The following is a 14,549-nucleotide window of genomic DNA, read 5'->3' as shown; positions in this document are numbered from 1 at the left end:
TTTCTGGAAGTTGCCTGGATGAGTAAGCCCGGTCAATTGGTGCTGGTTGCACTGCGCAAGATGATTGCCAACGGGGAGTTGGTGGCGGGGGAGCGCCTGATGGAAACCCCTACGGCGCAACGCTTTGGTGTGTCGCGCATGCCGGTGCGCATGGCATTTCGTACCCTGGAGCAGGAAGGGCTGCTGGTGCCGTTTGGCGGGCGCGGCTATCAGGTGCGGTCGGTCAGCGCCAGCGACATTGCCGGCGCCGTCGAAGTGCGCGGTGTGCTGGAAGGCCTGGCTGCACGGCAAGCCGCCGAGCAGGGTCTTTCCGACGCGGCGCGTGCGGCGCTGGAGCGCTGCCTGGTGGAAGGCGACCAACTGTTCGAGAAAGGCTACGTGACCGAAGATGACCTCGAGGTTTACCACGACCTGAACATGCGCTTTCACCAGGTCATTGTGGAGGGCAGCCACAACCCCGCGATCACGGATGCGCTGGCACGCAATGATCACCTGCCCTTCGCATCGGTGACCGCGCTGGCGGTGGATCGTGAGGACATGGCTCGTGAATACCGACGCTTCAACTATGCCCACATGCAGCATCACTCGGTGTTCGATGCCCTGGTCAATCGCCAGGGCGCGCGCGCCGAAGCCATCATGCGCGAACACGCCAATGCGACATTGCGTTATGCCGAGATCTTCAGTTCAACCACCGCCGACGCGCGCATGAAGGTGATTTTGCCCGCGTCGTGACACGGTTCAGATGTCCAGCACCAGCAGTGGCGTTTTCGAGCGTGAGCAGCAGGGCGTGAACTGGTCATTCAGCGCCTGTTCCTGCTCGGTGAGGAACAGGTCGCGGTGCTCCGGGATGCCGTCCAGCACACGGGTCAGGCAGGTGCCACAGATCCCTTGTTCGCAGGACACGGCAATCTCGATGCCTTGGCTTTCCAGGACCTGGACCACGGTTTTGTCGGCGGGGATCGTGAAGACCTGGCCGCTGCTACCGAGCTTCACCGAAAAGCTCCCGTCGAGGCTGTTGTCCACTGGCGCCGCCGAGAAGTACTCGCGATGCAGGCAGTCCTCCTGCCAGCCCTGTGCCCGTGCGCTGTCGAGCACGTGTTGCATGAAGCCGCCGGGGCCGCAGACATACAAGTGCACATCGTCTGCGGGCGCAGCCAACACCTCGGCAGTCTTGAGGGCCGTGTGGGGCTGCTCATCGAAATGCAGGAACACGCGCTCGGCAAACGGTGACGCCTTGAGCCGCTGTACAAACGCAGCACGCTCACTGGCGCGAGCACAATAATGCAGGTCGAAGTCCGCACCTGCATGGGCCAGGCGCTCGGCCATGCACAGGATCGGGGTGATGCCGATGCCGCCGGCGAACAGCAGGCTGCGTCGCGCTTCATGGGCCAGGGGGAATAGATTGCGTGGTTCGCTGATCGTCAGGTGGGCGCCCTCGTGTACCTGCTCGTGCAAGCTGCGCGAGCCGCCGCGAGAAGCCGGGTCGTTGAGTACGCCGATCAGATAGCGATGACGCTCTTCGGGGTGATTGCACAGCGAATACTGGCGCACCAGCCCGTCCGGCAGATGCACGTCAATGTGCGCGCCGGCACTGAAGGCGGGCAGCGGCTGGCCATCGACCCTGGCCAGTTCATAGCTGCAAATGTCTTGGGCTTCGTTATTACGGGATACCACCACCACATCGATCATGTTCGGTCCTCGCAGTGTTGTCGCGCCGTTCAGGCGGTGGTGGTCGTGATCAGTTGTGGTTCGAGGGTGCGTTCCTTGGCGATCAGTCGCTCCAGGATTTTGCGCGACTGCACGCCGCCGGCATCGATATTCAACTTGAGCAGGTTGCGTTGCGGGTGGGCGAGCAGGTTCTGCTGCTGACGTTCGAGCATCTCCAGGTCTTCGCTGAAAATCTTCCCTTGGCCTTCGCGAATGCTGGCGGTCAGCGCCTCATCGTGAGGGTTGAAGTTGCGCGCCATGCCCCAGAAATACCAGATCGACGTCTCGGTTTGCGGGGTGATGAAGTCGACCACGATGCTTGCCGCCTTGTGTTCGGGCGCTGCGTGGTAGCCGCCCTTGCCGGCGTGGGCCACGCCGACTTCGATCAGCACATGGCTGGGCGGGGTGAAGCGACAGATCTGCCAGCGGTCCACCGGCACATCGTCGGCGAGGTTGTTGCCGCGCAGGGCCATGCGCCAGAACGGCGGAGCCATGATGTTTTCCATGTGCCGGGCGGTGACGACTTCGTCGCCTTCAACCGTGGTGACGGGAGGCGCTTCATCGATTTCCTTTTGGCCGATGCTGGAAGCGTGGACGTAGGTTTCGTGGGTCAGGTCCATCAGGTTGTCGATCATCAGGCGGTAATCGCACTGGATGTCAAACAGCCCGCCGCCGTACGCCCACTGGTCACTCACTGCCCACTCCAGGTGATGAATCAGCGCCGGGTCGGCAAGGGCCTGATCGCCGGGCCATACCCAGATAAAACCATAGCGTTCAACCGCGGCAAAGGTCTTGTTGCACGGAAAACCACGCACCCGCTGCCCGGGCATTTCGACGGTCTTACCGTCGGCCCCCATGACCAGGCCGTGATAGCCGCACACCAGGTTGCCATTTTCGACATAACCCAGTGAAAGCGGTGCGCCGCGATGGGGGCAGAAGTCTTCGACGGCTACGACGCTGCCTTGCGAGCCACGATAAAACACCATTTTTTCACCGCAGATCTGCCGACCCAGGGGTTTTTGGGCGATTTCATCGGGTGTGCAGGCGACGTACCAAGTGTTTTTGGGGTACATGGCAACTCTCTGGCTGGTTAATTATTTTTGTTTAATGGATCCATTAAATTTCCAGAGCTGCTATGAGTCAATATATATGGCAGTTATTTTGAGGTTATTATGGGCGATTATCGATCAATGGGTTTTTACTGGATCCATTGAGTGGGCGGCGTTTGGTGCGCTGATGGCAAAGAAAGGCCTGCCAAAAAATACCCTGTCTAGATCATCGGGCGTAACCAAGCCCTTCACCGGACATCCGCTACTTTTTTGCGCAGAAATGGGAAGTTGCTGCGTCATTTGGTAGCAAATCGCTTTACCCGCTTTGCGCAATTTCCCCCACCCGAACGGAAGACTTCATTTAAATCAATGACTAATGTTCTGCGGCAGGTGTTGGCACGCGTTATGCTTTTTTGTATTCGTGGATAATTGGATACAAAAATACAAAGAGGCTGCCAATGCAATTTGCCCCCGCTTACGTTGACCGCCAGCCCCTCACTGCCGAGGAGGAGGCCTACAACTTCCTCCTCGACGCCATCTGCGGTGGTCGTTTCCGCAAGGGCGATCGCCTGATCGCCGAGGATATCGCCAGCGAGATCGGCATGAGCCGCATGCCGGTGCGTGAGGCATTCCGCCGCCTGGACGCCCAAGGCCTGGTGACGCTGCGGCCCAATCGCGGTGCCATCGTCAGCGGCCTGGATATCGCTGAGCTGTACGAAGTGTTCGAGATGCGCAGCGCACTGGAAGGCCTGGCGGTGCGCGTCGCGGTCAGCCGCATCGGTGAGCGCCAGTTGGCGGCTCTGGAGCGGCTGCTGGACGAGATGGATGACTACCGCGACGAGAGCGCCGCGTGGGTCCGTTGCCACCGTGCCTTTCACGAATACCTGTGCGGGCTCAGCGGCCGGCCACGCTTGCTCAAGCAGATTTCGGCGTTGTATTCGCTGGTGGAAGCGCCCATGCGCTTGTGGCTGCAGCACAGCGAAAAACCCCTCGGTGCGCGCCAGGAACACGCCGTAATCCTCGACGCGATTCGCGCCGGTGACGCCGCCGGTGCCGAAGCTGTGGTACGCGAACACATCGAAAGCACCGTGCCGCTGCTGATTCAATTTCTGCAATTGGAAAAATAAAAGAGGCGGGCCCCAACCCGCCCATGTTTAGACGTTGATTCCTGCCCCGTTATTTAACGAAGTGGAGTGTCTGGTCATGCATAAACAACACCGCGCCTTGCTGGTGGCTGTCACCCTGGGTCTCTGTACACAATGGGCCTGCGCCGCAGTCCAGGTGCCTGAACGCCTGAAGAGCCTCGACAAACTCACCTATTGCTCGGGGATGGATTCACCGCCCCTGGTGTCCTTCGACGAATCCCAGAAACCGCGTGGGCTCACCGTCGACCTGGGCCTGGAAATCGCCAAGCGCCTGGGCAATAAAACCGTGCAATGGCGGGTCATTCCGTTTTCCGGCCTGGTGCCGGCGCTGCTTGCCCAGCAGTGCGACATGATCGTCGACCAACTGTTCGACAAACCCGAGCGGCGCCAGGTGATCGACATCGTCAACTACATGTACTCCAGCCAGTCGGTGGTGGTGCCCAAGGGCAACCCCAAAGGCATCAAGACCCTGGATGACCTGTCGACGCGCAAGGTGGCGGTGCTCAACGGCTCTACCATCAAGACCCTGCTCGACACCCAGAACGAGAGCCTCGCCAAGGCCGGCAAGCCACCGATGAAACTGGTGGTCTACAACACTGACACCGATGCGTTCCAGGCGCTGCGCATCAGCCAGGTTGACGCCTATGGCACCACCGTGGAAACCGCCGGTTACTACGCGGCGATGGCCCCGGAGCTGTTTCAGGAAGGGGTGCCTGCGTTCAGCCGCATCCTCACCGGCCTGGGCATGCGCAAGGACGACCCGCAACTGACCGCCGCCGTGCAGCAGATCATCAGCGACATGCGCAGCGACGGCAGCTATGTGCAATTGCTCAACAAATGGCATGTCAGCAGCGACACACTCGACTGAGGTTCTACCACGATGAATTTCAATTGGGATGTGTTCTGGCAATACCTGTTGCAACCCAGTGGGGTCTACCTCACCGGGCTGTGGCTGACTTGCCTGATCAGCGTGCTGGCGATGCTGCTCGGCTGTGCGCTGGGTCTGGCGGCGGCGCTGTTGCGCCTGTCGAAGAACCCGCTTTTGCACCTGCCGGTACGCCTTTATGTGTGGCTGATGCGCGGCACGCCGCTGCTGGTGCAGATCGTGTTTTTGTACACCGCACTGGCAGCGGGCGGGATCTTCCGCTTCGAGGACATCGAGCTGTTCGGGCTGATCATCCCCGGCAATATCCAGGCGGCGATCATCGCCCTGGGCCTGAATGAAGGCGCGTACATGGCCGAAATCATCCGCGCCGGCATCGGCGCGGTGGACAAGGGCCAGTACGAAGCCGGGCGTTCCCTGGGCATGGGGTTCGGCAAGCTGATGCGGCGCATCGTGCTGCCCCAGGCGTTTCGGGTGATCGTGCCGCCGCTGGGCAATGAGTTCAATGTGATGCTCAAGAACACCACGCTGGTGAGTGTGATCGGCGTGCAGGAGTTGTTGCTCAGCACGCAGATGGTGACCTCGGCGACGTTTCGCGTATTCGAGTTGTACCTGGTCGTCGCGATTTACTTCCTGACCCTGACCACGCTGTGGGGCTTTTTTCAACGCTGGCTCGAAAACCGTTTCGGCCAGTCCGATCGACCTTCGGCGCCACCTCCGGCCGCCAGCCGCATGTTCGGTCGCAGCACCCTGAAACTGCTGAGGGGACGTTAACCATGGCGCACCAAAGTGAAGAGCTGATCATTGACGCACAGGATATCCAGAAGTCGTTCGGCGAGTTGCAGATCCTCAAGGGCATCTCCCTGCAAGTGCGGCGCGGCGAAGTAGTGGTGCTGATCGGCGCCTCCGGCTCCGGCAAGACCACCTTTATCCGCTGCATCAACCTGCTGGAAGACATCCAGGGCGGGCGCATTCGCGTCAACGGCCGTGCCATGGGCTATCGCGAACGCGCCGATGGCAGCCTGGTGCGCGATTCGGAGCGCAACATCGCCCGCCAGCGCCGCGACATCGGCATGGTGTTCCAGCGCTTCAACCTGTTCCCGCACATGACCGCATTGGAAAACATTATCGAAGCGCCGATCCAGGTGCTCGGCGTGCCGCGTGCCCAGGCGCTGGAACAGGCTCGGGGCTTGCTGGCGCGGGTCGGCCTGGCGGACAAGGCCAGCCACTATCCGTCGATGCTCTCCGGTGGCCAGCAGCAACGGGTGGCGATTGCCCGTGCGCTGGCGATGAAACCCCAGGCGATGCTGTTCGACGAACCCACCAGCGCCCTCGACCCGGAAACCGTCGGCGAAGTGCTGCAGGTGATGAAGGAACTGGCCGAGGAGGGCATGACCATGGTGGTGGTCACCCACGAAATGGGCTTTGCCCGTGAAGTGGCCGACCGCGTGGTGGTGCTCGACCAGGGCGAGCTGATCGAACAAGGGCCGCCGGAGCAGATTTTCAGCCGTCCCAGCCATCCGCGTACCCGGGCGTTTCTCAGCCGCGTGTTATGACCTTTTTTTGAAGAGCCTTTGCCATGTTGAAATTCTCCGCTCACGAATACCCCTACCCGTCGCAACGCCAGAGCGTATTTGCCCGTCGCGGCATGGTCGCGGCGTCCCAGCCGCTGGCGGCCCAGGCCGGCATCGAAATCATGCAAAAGGGCGGCAATGCCATTGATGCCGCCATCGCCACCGCCGCTGCGCTGACCGTTGTAGAACCTACCGGTTGTGGCCTGGGTGGCGATGCCTTTGCGCTGGTGTGGTGCAAGGGGCAGTTGCATGGCCTCAACGGCAACGGCCATGCGCCGGCCGCCTTGAGTATCGAGGCGGTCAAGGCGGCAGGGCATCAACAGATGCCGCTGTACGGCTGGACCTCGGTGACGGTGCCCGGTTGCCCGTCGGCGTGGGCCGAGTTGTCCAAACGCTTCGGTAAGTTGCCGTTTGCTGATTTGCTGCAGCCGGCCATCAGCCTGGCGCGCGACGGTTTCCCGTTGTCGCCGGTGGTCGCCCATCAATGGCAGATCTCCTTGAACGAATTCAGCCCGCACCGCGATGACGTACTGCAAGCCTGGTTCGACACCTTCCTCATCGATGGGCGCGCGCCCCGGGCCGGCGAGATTTTCCGCAACCCGGCCCAGGCCCGTACCCTGGAAGAACTCGCCGCCACCGGCTGCGAAAGCCTGTATCGCGGCGCTCTGGCCGAGCGCCTGGATGCGCATTCGCGCGCCAGCGGTGGTTACCTGCGCGCCAGCGACCTCAAGGATTACCGCGCGCAGTGGGTGGAGCCGATCCACATCAATTACCGGGGCGTGGATGTTTGGGAAATCCCGCCGAGCGGCCAGGGCCTGGTTGCACTGATGGCGCTGAAGATCCTCGAAGGCTTCAACTTCGATCACCGCGACAGCCAGCAAACCTGGCATCGCCAGCTGGAAGCCATGAAGCTGGCCTACAGCGACGGCCTGCATTACATCACCGACCCAGCGCACATGCGCGTGGCGGTGGCCGACTTGCTGAGTGACGACTACAGCACCCGTCGCCGTGGCGAGATCGGCGAGCAGGCGCAGCCGCCCAAACCCGGCACCCCCCATGCCAGCGGCACGGTGTACCTGGCGACCGCCGACGCCGAAGGCAATATGGTTTCGTTCATCCAGAGCAACTACCACGGCTTCGGCTCCGGCGTGGTGCTGCCCGACAGCGGCATCGCCTTGCAGAACCGCGGGCAGGAATTCAGCCTCGATGAGTCCCATGCCAATTGCCTGGCACCGGGCAAGAAAACCTTCCACACCATCATCCCGGGTTTTCTCAGCAAGGACGGCCAGGCCCTTGGCCCGTTCGGCGTGATGGGCGGCTACATGCAGCCCCAGGGCCATGTGCAGATGGTGATGAACCTGGTGGACTTCGGCCTCAACCCCCAGGCGGCCCTCGACGCACCACGCTGGCAATGGCTGGGCGACATGAAGGTCGGCATCGAACACGGCGCGTCCCGCGACCTGGTCAATGCGCTGGCGCGGCGCGGGCACAAGGTGCAGACCGACAGCGACCTGACCGACTACGGGCGTGGGCAGATCATCCTGCGCGACCCGGCCACCGGCGTGTTGTGCGGGGGCACTGAGCCAAGGGCGGATTCGCATATCGCGGTTTGGTGAGCGGCTACACAAGCGCTGGGCCAGACGGCTAATAATGACGGGGTGATGAGTTGTTTGATCTTCGCGACGGCGGGTTGGCGCCGCCGCAAGCCTCAATGTGCACTTTGACTCATCAAATACGACGAGGCTCGCCCTGCGTAATTTCGCGTATCAGGCTCAGGTAACGAAGCGCGCCCAGTCCCAGGGGCCGGTTTTTTACCCAGATGATATCGACCCATAGCCGCATCTGACTCGGCATGTAGTCAAACACCACCTCCGTCAATGCGCCTGACGTGATGAGAGGGTGTACCAGCGATTTTGGAAGATATGCCCAGCCTAATCCTTGCTGCACCAGGTCCAGCGTGGCCAGATAATTGTCGCTGTGCCAAATCCGCCGCGACAGCACAACACGTGGATCAGAGTCTGCAGGCCCTCCTGTGGCGACGATGATCTGCCGAACGTTGACCAGTTGCTCCTCGCTCAAGGGGCTTTTCTTGCCGGCCGCCGCAGGGTGATCTGGAGCAGCAACCGCGACTAACAACTGGCTCCCCGCCTCAAGAAATGTTTCCCGCTCGTCAAGCCCTGGTCGTTCAAATCCAAGTGCCAATTGCACACGCCCTTCATGGAGCATGCGCATTGCCTCCGGATGGGACGCGGAGCGAATCTCGATTTCAAGCGTGGGAAACTCCCTGGCGATAATCGACAGCGGACGATTCCATACGCCTGTTTGCAACTCCGGCGCCATCGCAAAGACCAAGCGTTCCTCCAACCCCTGATGCAGCTGGAGGGCATGCGCATCCAGCAGGTTGATCTGGCTCGCGACCTGTCGTGCCTGGGGCTCAAGTGCCTTGGCGGCGGCGGTAGGAATGGCTTTGCGAGTTGATCGGTCAAACAGCAACAAATCCAGCTCTGCTTCAAGCTGCGACACCGCCATGTTGACGGCCGAGGGGACCCGGCCTAATTTTCGCGCCGCCGCCGAAAAGGATCCGCTGTCGATGACCGAAAGGAAAATCTTAAGTGACTCACTGGTAAACGCCATGGGGGTTGTCAGATTTTCTGATGATGATTGTCTTTATGTATCAGATTTATTCGCCTAGTTTCTACTCTCTTTCAAATGAAGTACGTGGGGCACACCATGTTGGATACGCAATTGAGAGGGTATGTTGCACTCGTCAGTGGTGCCGGGAGTGAATCCGGGATCGGCATGGCTATTGCTCGCAGGCTAGGTGCATCCGGAGCGAAGTTGATCATCACTGCCAGCAGCAACCGCATTGTGGATCGGGTTAAAGAGCTGCGCCGTGAAGGGTTTGAAGTTGAAGGCCGACCTGTAGACCTCACTGATGAAAACTTGGTGCGTGAATTCAGCCTGTGGGCAGAGTCAGTCTGGGGACGGGTCGATATTCTGGTGAACAATGCCGGGATGTCCATGCACGGCAGCCCTGAGATTTTCTCGGAATTGGCGTCGATGAAACTGCATGACTGGAACCTTTCACTGGCCCGAAACCTGACCACTGCCTTTCTGCTGACCCGAGCCGTGTTGCCCGGTATGAAGGCGAGAAGCTACGGGCGCATTGTCAATATCAGTTCCACCACGGGCACCCGCGGGAGCAATCCGGGGGAAGCCGCTTATAGCGCCGCCAAGGCAGCGATGGTGGGCATGAACATGGGGCTTGCGCTTGAAGTCGCCAGGCAGGGGATTACCGTCAACAGCGTGGCCCCCGGCTGGATCACCACGGGTTCAACCACCCCCGTTGAAGCCGAGGCGGGGCGTTTCACCCCGATTGGGCGCGCAGGCAGCCCCCGCGAAGTGGCGGCGGCGGTTGCATTTCTGGCATCGCCTGACGCCAGTTACATCACAGGGGACGTCCTTGTGGTGGATGGCGGGAACTGTCTGGTCGAGAACAAAGCCCCTCACGGCGATTATTAAGTTTGAATACGCGCCAGCGCGCTCAATCCACGAGGGTGGGCGGGGGCGATAACCGAGATTTATAAAAGCGTGATGTATCAAAGAACCTATGAGTTCTTTGAGCCGTATCCGGCTGTCAGTCAGCAACGGACTTTTAATTAATTTGATAATTAACATGGGGTATTGATCATGTCGAAAAGTGGAATCAGTGAATCAGCGATTGCTGCTTTTACCGCCTCCGAGCGTGCCCGGTTTATACAAAACAACCCCACTTCACTGGCGCTTGCCGAGCGCGCCAAGGCGAATCTGTTCAACGGTGTGCCCATGCACTGGATGAGCGACTGGTCGATGCCTTCGCCGCTCTTCGTTCAGCGTGCCAAAGGGGCGCGCTTCACCGATGTCGACGGTCATGAATACATCGATTTTTGCCTCGGCGACACCGGCACGATGTTTGGCCATTCACCTGATCCTGTTGCCCGCGCCATAGCCGAACAGGCGAACAATGGCTTGACCACGATGCTGCCGGGCGAAGACGCGGTGGTCTGCGGTGAGTTGCTGGCTGAGCGATTCGAGCTGCCTTACTGGCAAGTGACCGCCAATGCGACTGACGCCAACCGTTATGTGCTGCGCTGGGCGCGCGCTATCACCCGGCGCAAGGTCTTGCTGGTGTTCGATGGCTGCTACCACGGCACCGTGGATGACGTGATGGTGCGCTACCGCGACGGCAAGACAGTGCACCGTTCAGGTCTTGTGGGCCAAGCCTACGACTTGAGCCAATACAGTCGCTCCATCCCCTTCAACGATGTCGCCGCACTGGAGGCGGCGTTAGCCAAGGGCGATGTGTGCGCGCTGATGTGCGAGCCGGCGATGACGAACATTGGCATGGTCCTGCCGGATCCGGGGTTCATGCAAACGTGTCGAGAGCTGACCCTTAAATATGGCAGCCTGTTGGTCATTGATGAGACCCACACTATTTCCACCGGCCTCGGTGGATGCACGCGCCAGTGGGATTTGAAACCCGACTTTTTCGTGGTGGGTAAACCCATTGCAGGTGGCGTGCCTTGCGCGGTGTTTGGCGTTAGCGAGCCAGTCGCCTCGGCCATGCACGACGTCCAGAAGACCATCAGCGAAGAGAGCGGCGGGCATGGCCACAGTGGCATGGGAACGACGCTGTCCGCCAACGCACTGGCGATGCGTTGCATGCGCGTCAGTCTCGAAGAGGTCATGACCGAGTCTGCATACGAGCACATGCTGGCGCTGGCCTCTAGGTTGGCCCAGGGGTTTCGAGGGTTGTTCAAGCGGCACCAGCTGAACTGGTCGGTAACAGAGTTGGGCGCGCGTTGTGAATTTCAATTCTGTGCCACACCGCCAAGAACAGGCGCGCAAGCTGAGGCGGCTTTTCACGACAGCCTTCAAATGGCGTTGCATCTCTATTTGATCAATCGCGGAATCCTGATCACGCCTTTTCACAACATGACCCTGTGCTGTCCGCAAACAGGTGATGCGGATATCGACCGGCTGATCGCTGAGTTGGATAACGCGCTGACCACGCTGCTTGCCCTGCCTGGCGCGCGGGTTATCGCTTGATAACGGCACGTCTGAAAACGCCATTGTTCTTACATACTGCCAGTCGCTTGAATGAGCGCTAAGAGGTTTGACATGCAATTTGCGGATAAAAAAGAGGCCCTGGATTATCTGGCGGCCCACCCTGAAGTGCTGAGCATCGAGTTGTTCCTTATCGACGCGAATGGCGTTCCACGGGGCAAACTGTTGCATCGCGACGAACTGCTGGCGATCTACGAAAATGGCCGGCCATTGCCCAGTTCCATTCTCGCCTTGACCGTGCAGGGTGAAGACGTAGAAGACACAGGCTTGGTCTGGGAGGTTGCCGACGCCGATTGTTGGACATACCCCTTGGCGGGAAGCCTGACCTTGCAACCCTGGCGCACCAACCCCACCGGTCAAGTGCAGGTGAGCATGCACCCGACCCAAGGTATTCCCGCCGCACCGGCGGACCCGCGTCACGTACTGGTGAACACTATCGAGCGGCTGAAAGCCGATGGATTGCATCCGGTCATGGCGGTTGAGTTGGAGTTTTACCTGCTGGACCGACAACGCGACGTCAACGGTCGGCCGCAGCCGGCGTTGCAGGCCAATGGCGTACGCCCTGTGGCTCCACAGGTCTATGGCGTATACGAGCTGGAGCAGCTTCAACCGTTTCTGGATGACCTCTACGCGGCGTGCGCGCTGCAGGGCTTGCCGGTACGTACGGCGATATCCGAGTACGCGCCAGGCCAGGTCGAGTTGACGCTGGAGCATCGGTTCGACGCACTCCAGGCCATTGATGAAGGCGTACGTTACAAACGCCTGGTCAAGGGTGTGGCCAACAAACATGGGCTGCAAGCGTGCTTCATGGCCAAGCCATTCAGCGATCAGGCCGGCAGCGGTATGCACCTGCACGTCAGCCTTGCCGACGAGCACGGCAATAACCTGTATGCGAGCGAAGACCCACAGGGCACGCCATTGTTGCGGCACTCCATCGGCGGGATGATGGAGACCTTGTTTGACGCTCTGGCGATATTTTGCCCCCACGCCAATTCATATCGACGCTTTCAAACCGGTAGTTACGCGCCGCTGGCTAAAAGTTGGGGCGTCAACAACCGTACCGTTTCGTTCCGCGTGCCCGGCGGCCCTGCAATCAGTCGGCATATCGAACACCGCATTTGCGGTGCCGATGCCAACCCCTATCTCGCCGCTGCCGCGTTACTGGCGGGCATTCACTACGGCATCACGCATGAAAGCGATCCCGGCGCGGCGATTGTGGGGAATGGCTATGAACAGGCGACCGATTTTCTACCCACCGACTGGCTGACAGCCTTGCACGCACTGCAACGTTCAACCTGGGCACGTGAGGCGCTGGGCGCTGAGTTCCTGAAGGTGTTCCTGGCGATCAAGTGGCGCGAGTTCCGTGAATTCAATGCTGAAGTCGGAGAACAGGACTGGCGCTGGTACCTCACTCACGCATAAATGCTGGCCCGTCAGTTTGGGATTGCACGGCGTGCTCCGCTCACGCCTGCTGAGGTGCTGGATCAACTCAATGTGACACGTGTTGTGCCTTATGAAGCGCACTGCATGTCGATATCAGGCACTAGTGTGCCGTTATGAGGCTATTTTTGCGGTTGGAAGGCCGCGTATTGTGACTCGTCATTGGAGAATGATGATCGCCTGACCCTATAGTCAGAACGTCTTAAAGCCGATCACAGAGAACAATAAGAATGATCAACAGCCCAAGTTCGAAGGATGCAAGCGGCCAGCTGGCGCAGGGTTTCAAGCCGCGTCACGTCACCATGCTCTCCATTGCAGGGATTATCGGCGCAGGGTTGTTTGTCGGGTCTGGGCATGCCATTGCGGCGGCGGGCCCGGCGGTGATGCTGGCCTACCTGTTTTCCGGCCTGCTGGTGGTGCTGGTAATGCGAATGTTGGGAGAGATGGCGGTCGCCAACCCCGACACAGGCTCCTTCTCAACCTATGCCGATCAAGCCATCGGCCGCTGGGCCGGGTTCACCATCGGCTGGCTTTACTGGTGGTTCTGGGTGCTTGTGATTCCCATCGAAGCATTGGCCGCCGGGCATATTCTCAACCAGTGGTTCCCGCAGATCGACGCTTGGTTGTTTGCCTTGTTGTCGATCTTTTTGTTGGTGGTTACCAACTTGTTCAGTGTGTCCAAGTACGGCGAATTCGAGTTCTGGTTCGCGATGGCCAAGGTGGTGGCGATCATAGGTTTTATCGGCCTGGGGGGCGCGGTGTTGATGGGCTGGATTCCCGAACGGGAGGCCAGCGGTTTGAGTCGACTGATGGATGAGCATGGAGGCTTTGCGCCTAATGGTTTGTCGGCCGTCGTCGGCGCATTCATTACCATCATGTTCAGTTTTATCGGCACTGAAGCCGTCACTATTGCGGCTGCGGAGTCCAGCAACCCGGCGCAGAATATCGCCCGAGCGACACGTTCGGTGATGTGGCGCATCGGCGTGTTTTACGTGTTATCGATCTTCGTGGTTATTTCCGTGGTGCCCTGGAATGACCCGTTGCTGGCGTCGGTCGGCTCTTATCAGCGTGCACTGGAGTTGATGAACATTCCCCATGCCAAGCTGCTGGTGGATGTCGTCGTGTTGATTGCGGTGGCCAGTTGCATGAACTCCTCCATCTACATTGCTTCGCGCATGCTGTATTCACTGGGCAAGCGTGGGGACGCGCCAGCCTTGATGAAAAAGACCTCGGCACAGAGTGTGCCCAGGGCTGCGGTGATCGCCAGCACCATCCTGGGCGCGGGCGTGACCTTGCTCAGTTACTTCATGCCGGCTGGGCTGTTCCAGTTTTTGCTGGCCAGTTCGGGCGCCATCGCCTTGCTGGTGTACCTGGTGATCGCCGTTTCACAATTGCGCATGCGCAAGGTATTGCAACAGCGCAATATTCTGCTGACGTTCAAAATGTGGCTGTTTCCCTGGCTCACCTGGGCGGTAATTGTATTTATCTGCTGTGCATTGGCGGTGATGCTTTTAACGCCCGAGCATCGCTCCGAGGTGTCTTCGACGATCGGCCTGGCCTTGCTGATATCACTGGTCGGCGTCATCACCGCGCGGGAGCCCCACTCTGTACAAAAACCGATTCCCGCCGTCTCGCGCCCATGAAA

General features: G+C 59.9%; 13 protein-coding genes. 10 read left to right on the top strand and 3 right to left on the bottom strand.

Translation table 11 applies throughout. From position 1 onward, the window contains the following. Positions 1 to 18: 18 nt before the first annotated feature. Positions 19 to 732, top strand: coding sequence for a GntR family transcriptional regulator (locus HX790_RS19705; protein WP_017134659.1), 714 nt, complete (start codon positions 19 to 21; stop codon positions 730 to 732). 6 nt (positions 733 to 738) lie between these two features. Here HX790_RS19705 and HX790_RS19700 read toward each other — a convergent pair whose 3' ends face one another. Further along, entirely contained in the window at positions 739 to 1,689 is a 951-nt protein-coding gene (locus HX790_RS19700; protein WP_058420702.1) for a PDR/VanB family oxidoreductase, read from the bottom strand. Positions 1,690 to 1,718: 29 nt separating this feature from the next. Beyond that, positions 1,719 to 2,780, bottom strand: a complete 1,062-nt coding sequence (locus tag HX790_RS19695) for an aromatic ring-hydroxylating dioxygenase subunit alpha (RefSeq protein ID WP_099547712.1) — start codon at positions 2,778 to 2,780, stop codon at positions 1,719 to 1,721. Positions 2,781 to 3,214: 434 nt separating this feature from the next. On the opposite strand from HX790_RS19695, the gene HX790_RS19690 reads away from it, so the two are divergent. The 5 genes from HX790_RS19690 to HX790_RS19670 all read left to right on the top strand — a co-directional run bounded on the left by HX790_RS19690 (position 3,215) and on the right by HX790_RS19670 (position 7,974). Continuing rightward, positions 3,215 to 3,883, top strand: coding sequence for a GntR family transcriptional regulator (locus HX790_RS19690; protein ID WP_138449148.1), 669 nt, complete (start codon positions 3,215 to 3,217; stop codon positions 3,881 to 3,883). 76 nt (positions 3,884 to 3,959) lie between these two features. Beyond that, on the top strand, positions 3,960 to 4,769 hold the full coding sequence (locus HX790_RS19685) for an ABC transporter substrate-binding protein (protein WP_017136334.1): 810 nt from the start codon (positions 3,960 to 3,962) through the stop codon (positions 4,767 to 4,769). A 12-nt stretch (positions 4,770 to 4,781) separates the two neighbouring features. After that, on the top strand, positions 4,782 to 5,558 hold the full coding sequence (locus HX790_RS19680; protein WP_003236553.1) for an amino acid ABC transporter permease: 777 nt from the start codon (positions 4,782 to 4,784) through the stop codon (positions 5,556 to 5,558). A gap of 2 nt (positions 5,559 to 5,560) precedes the next feature. Beyond that, a complete protein-coding gene (locus tag HX790_RS19675) occupies positions 5,561 to 6,340 on the top strand; it encodes an amino acid ABC transporter ATP-binding protein (protein WP_065888097.1) in 780 nt (259 codons plus the stop codon). Between the two features lie 23 nt (positions 6,341 to 6,363). Further along, positions 6,364 to 7,974 (top strand): gamma-glutamyltransferase family protein, encoded by a 1,611-nt coding sequence (locus tag HX790_RS19670; RefSeq protein ID WP_099547715.1) that lies wholly within the window; start codon positions 6,364 to 6,366, stop codon positions 7,972 to 7,974. Between the two features lie 112 nt (positions 7,975 to 8,086). Here the strand turns inward: HX790_RS19670 and HX790_RS19665 are convergent, their stop codons facing one another. Next, positions 8,087 to 8,992, bottom strand: coding sequence for a LysR family transcriptional regulator (locus HX790_RS19665; RefSeq protein ID WP_017136660.1), 906 nt, complete (start codon positions 8,990 to 8,992; stop codon positions 8,087 to 8,089). 96 nt (positions 8,993 to 9,088) lie between these two features. Between HX790_RS19665 and HX790_RS19660 the strand changes: the two genes are divergently transcribed. From HX790_RS19660 to gabP, 4 genes are all read left to right on the top strand, one after another. Continuing rightward, entirely contained in the window at positions 9,089 to 9,880 is a 792-nt protein-coding gene (locus HX790_RS19660; protein ID WP_176991973.1) for an SDR family NAD(P)-dependent oxidoreductase, read from the top strand. Between the two features lie 168 nt (positions 9,881 to 10,048). Next, positions 10,049 to 11,446 carry an aspartate aminotransferase family protein gene (locus HX790_RS19655; RefSeq protein ID WP_170038639.1) on the top strand — a complete coding sequence of 466 codons (1,398 nt, stop codon included), beginning with the start codon at positions 10,049 to 10,051 and terminating at the stop codon, positions 11,444 to 11,446. Positions 11,447 to 11,518: 72 nt separating this feature from the next. Continuing rightward, positions 11,519 to 12,886, top strand: coding sequence for a glutamine synthetase family protein (locus HX790_RS19650; protein WP_176991972.1), 1,368 nt, complete (start codon positions 11,519 to 11,521; stop codon positions 12,884 to 12,886). A gap of 248 nt (positions 12,887 to 13,134) precedes the next feature. Further along, on the top strand, positions 13,135 to 14,547 hold the full coding sequence (gabP, locus tag HX790_RS19645) for a GABA permease (RefSeq protein WP_218174697.1): 1,413 nt from the start codon (positions 13,135 to 13,137) through the stop codon (positions 14,545 to 14,547). Positions 14,548 to 14,549 lie beyond the last annotated feature (2 nt).

The sequence above is a fragment of the Pseudomonas sp. IPO3747 genome (assembly GCF_013385245.1).
In the GTDB taxonomy this organism is placed as follows: Bacteria; Pseudomonadota; Gammaproteobacteria; order Pseudomonadales; family Pseudomonadaceae; genus Aquipseudomonas; species Aquipseudomonas edaphica.
Note: the sequence above shows the minus strand (reverse complement) of the source record. Positions and strands in the feature narration are given on the sequence as shown.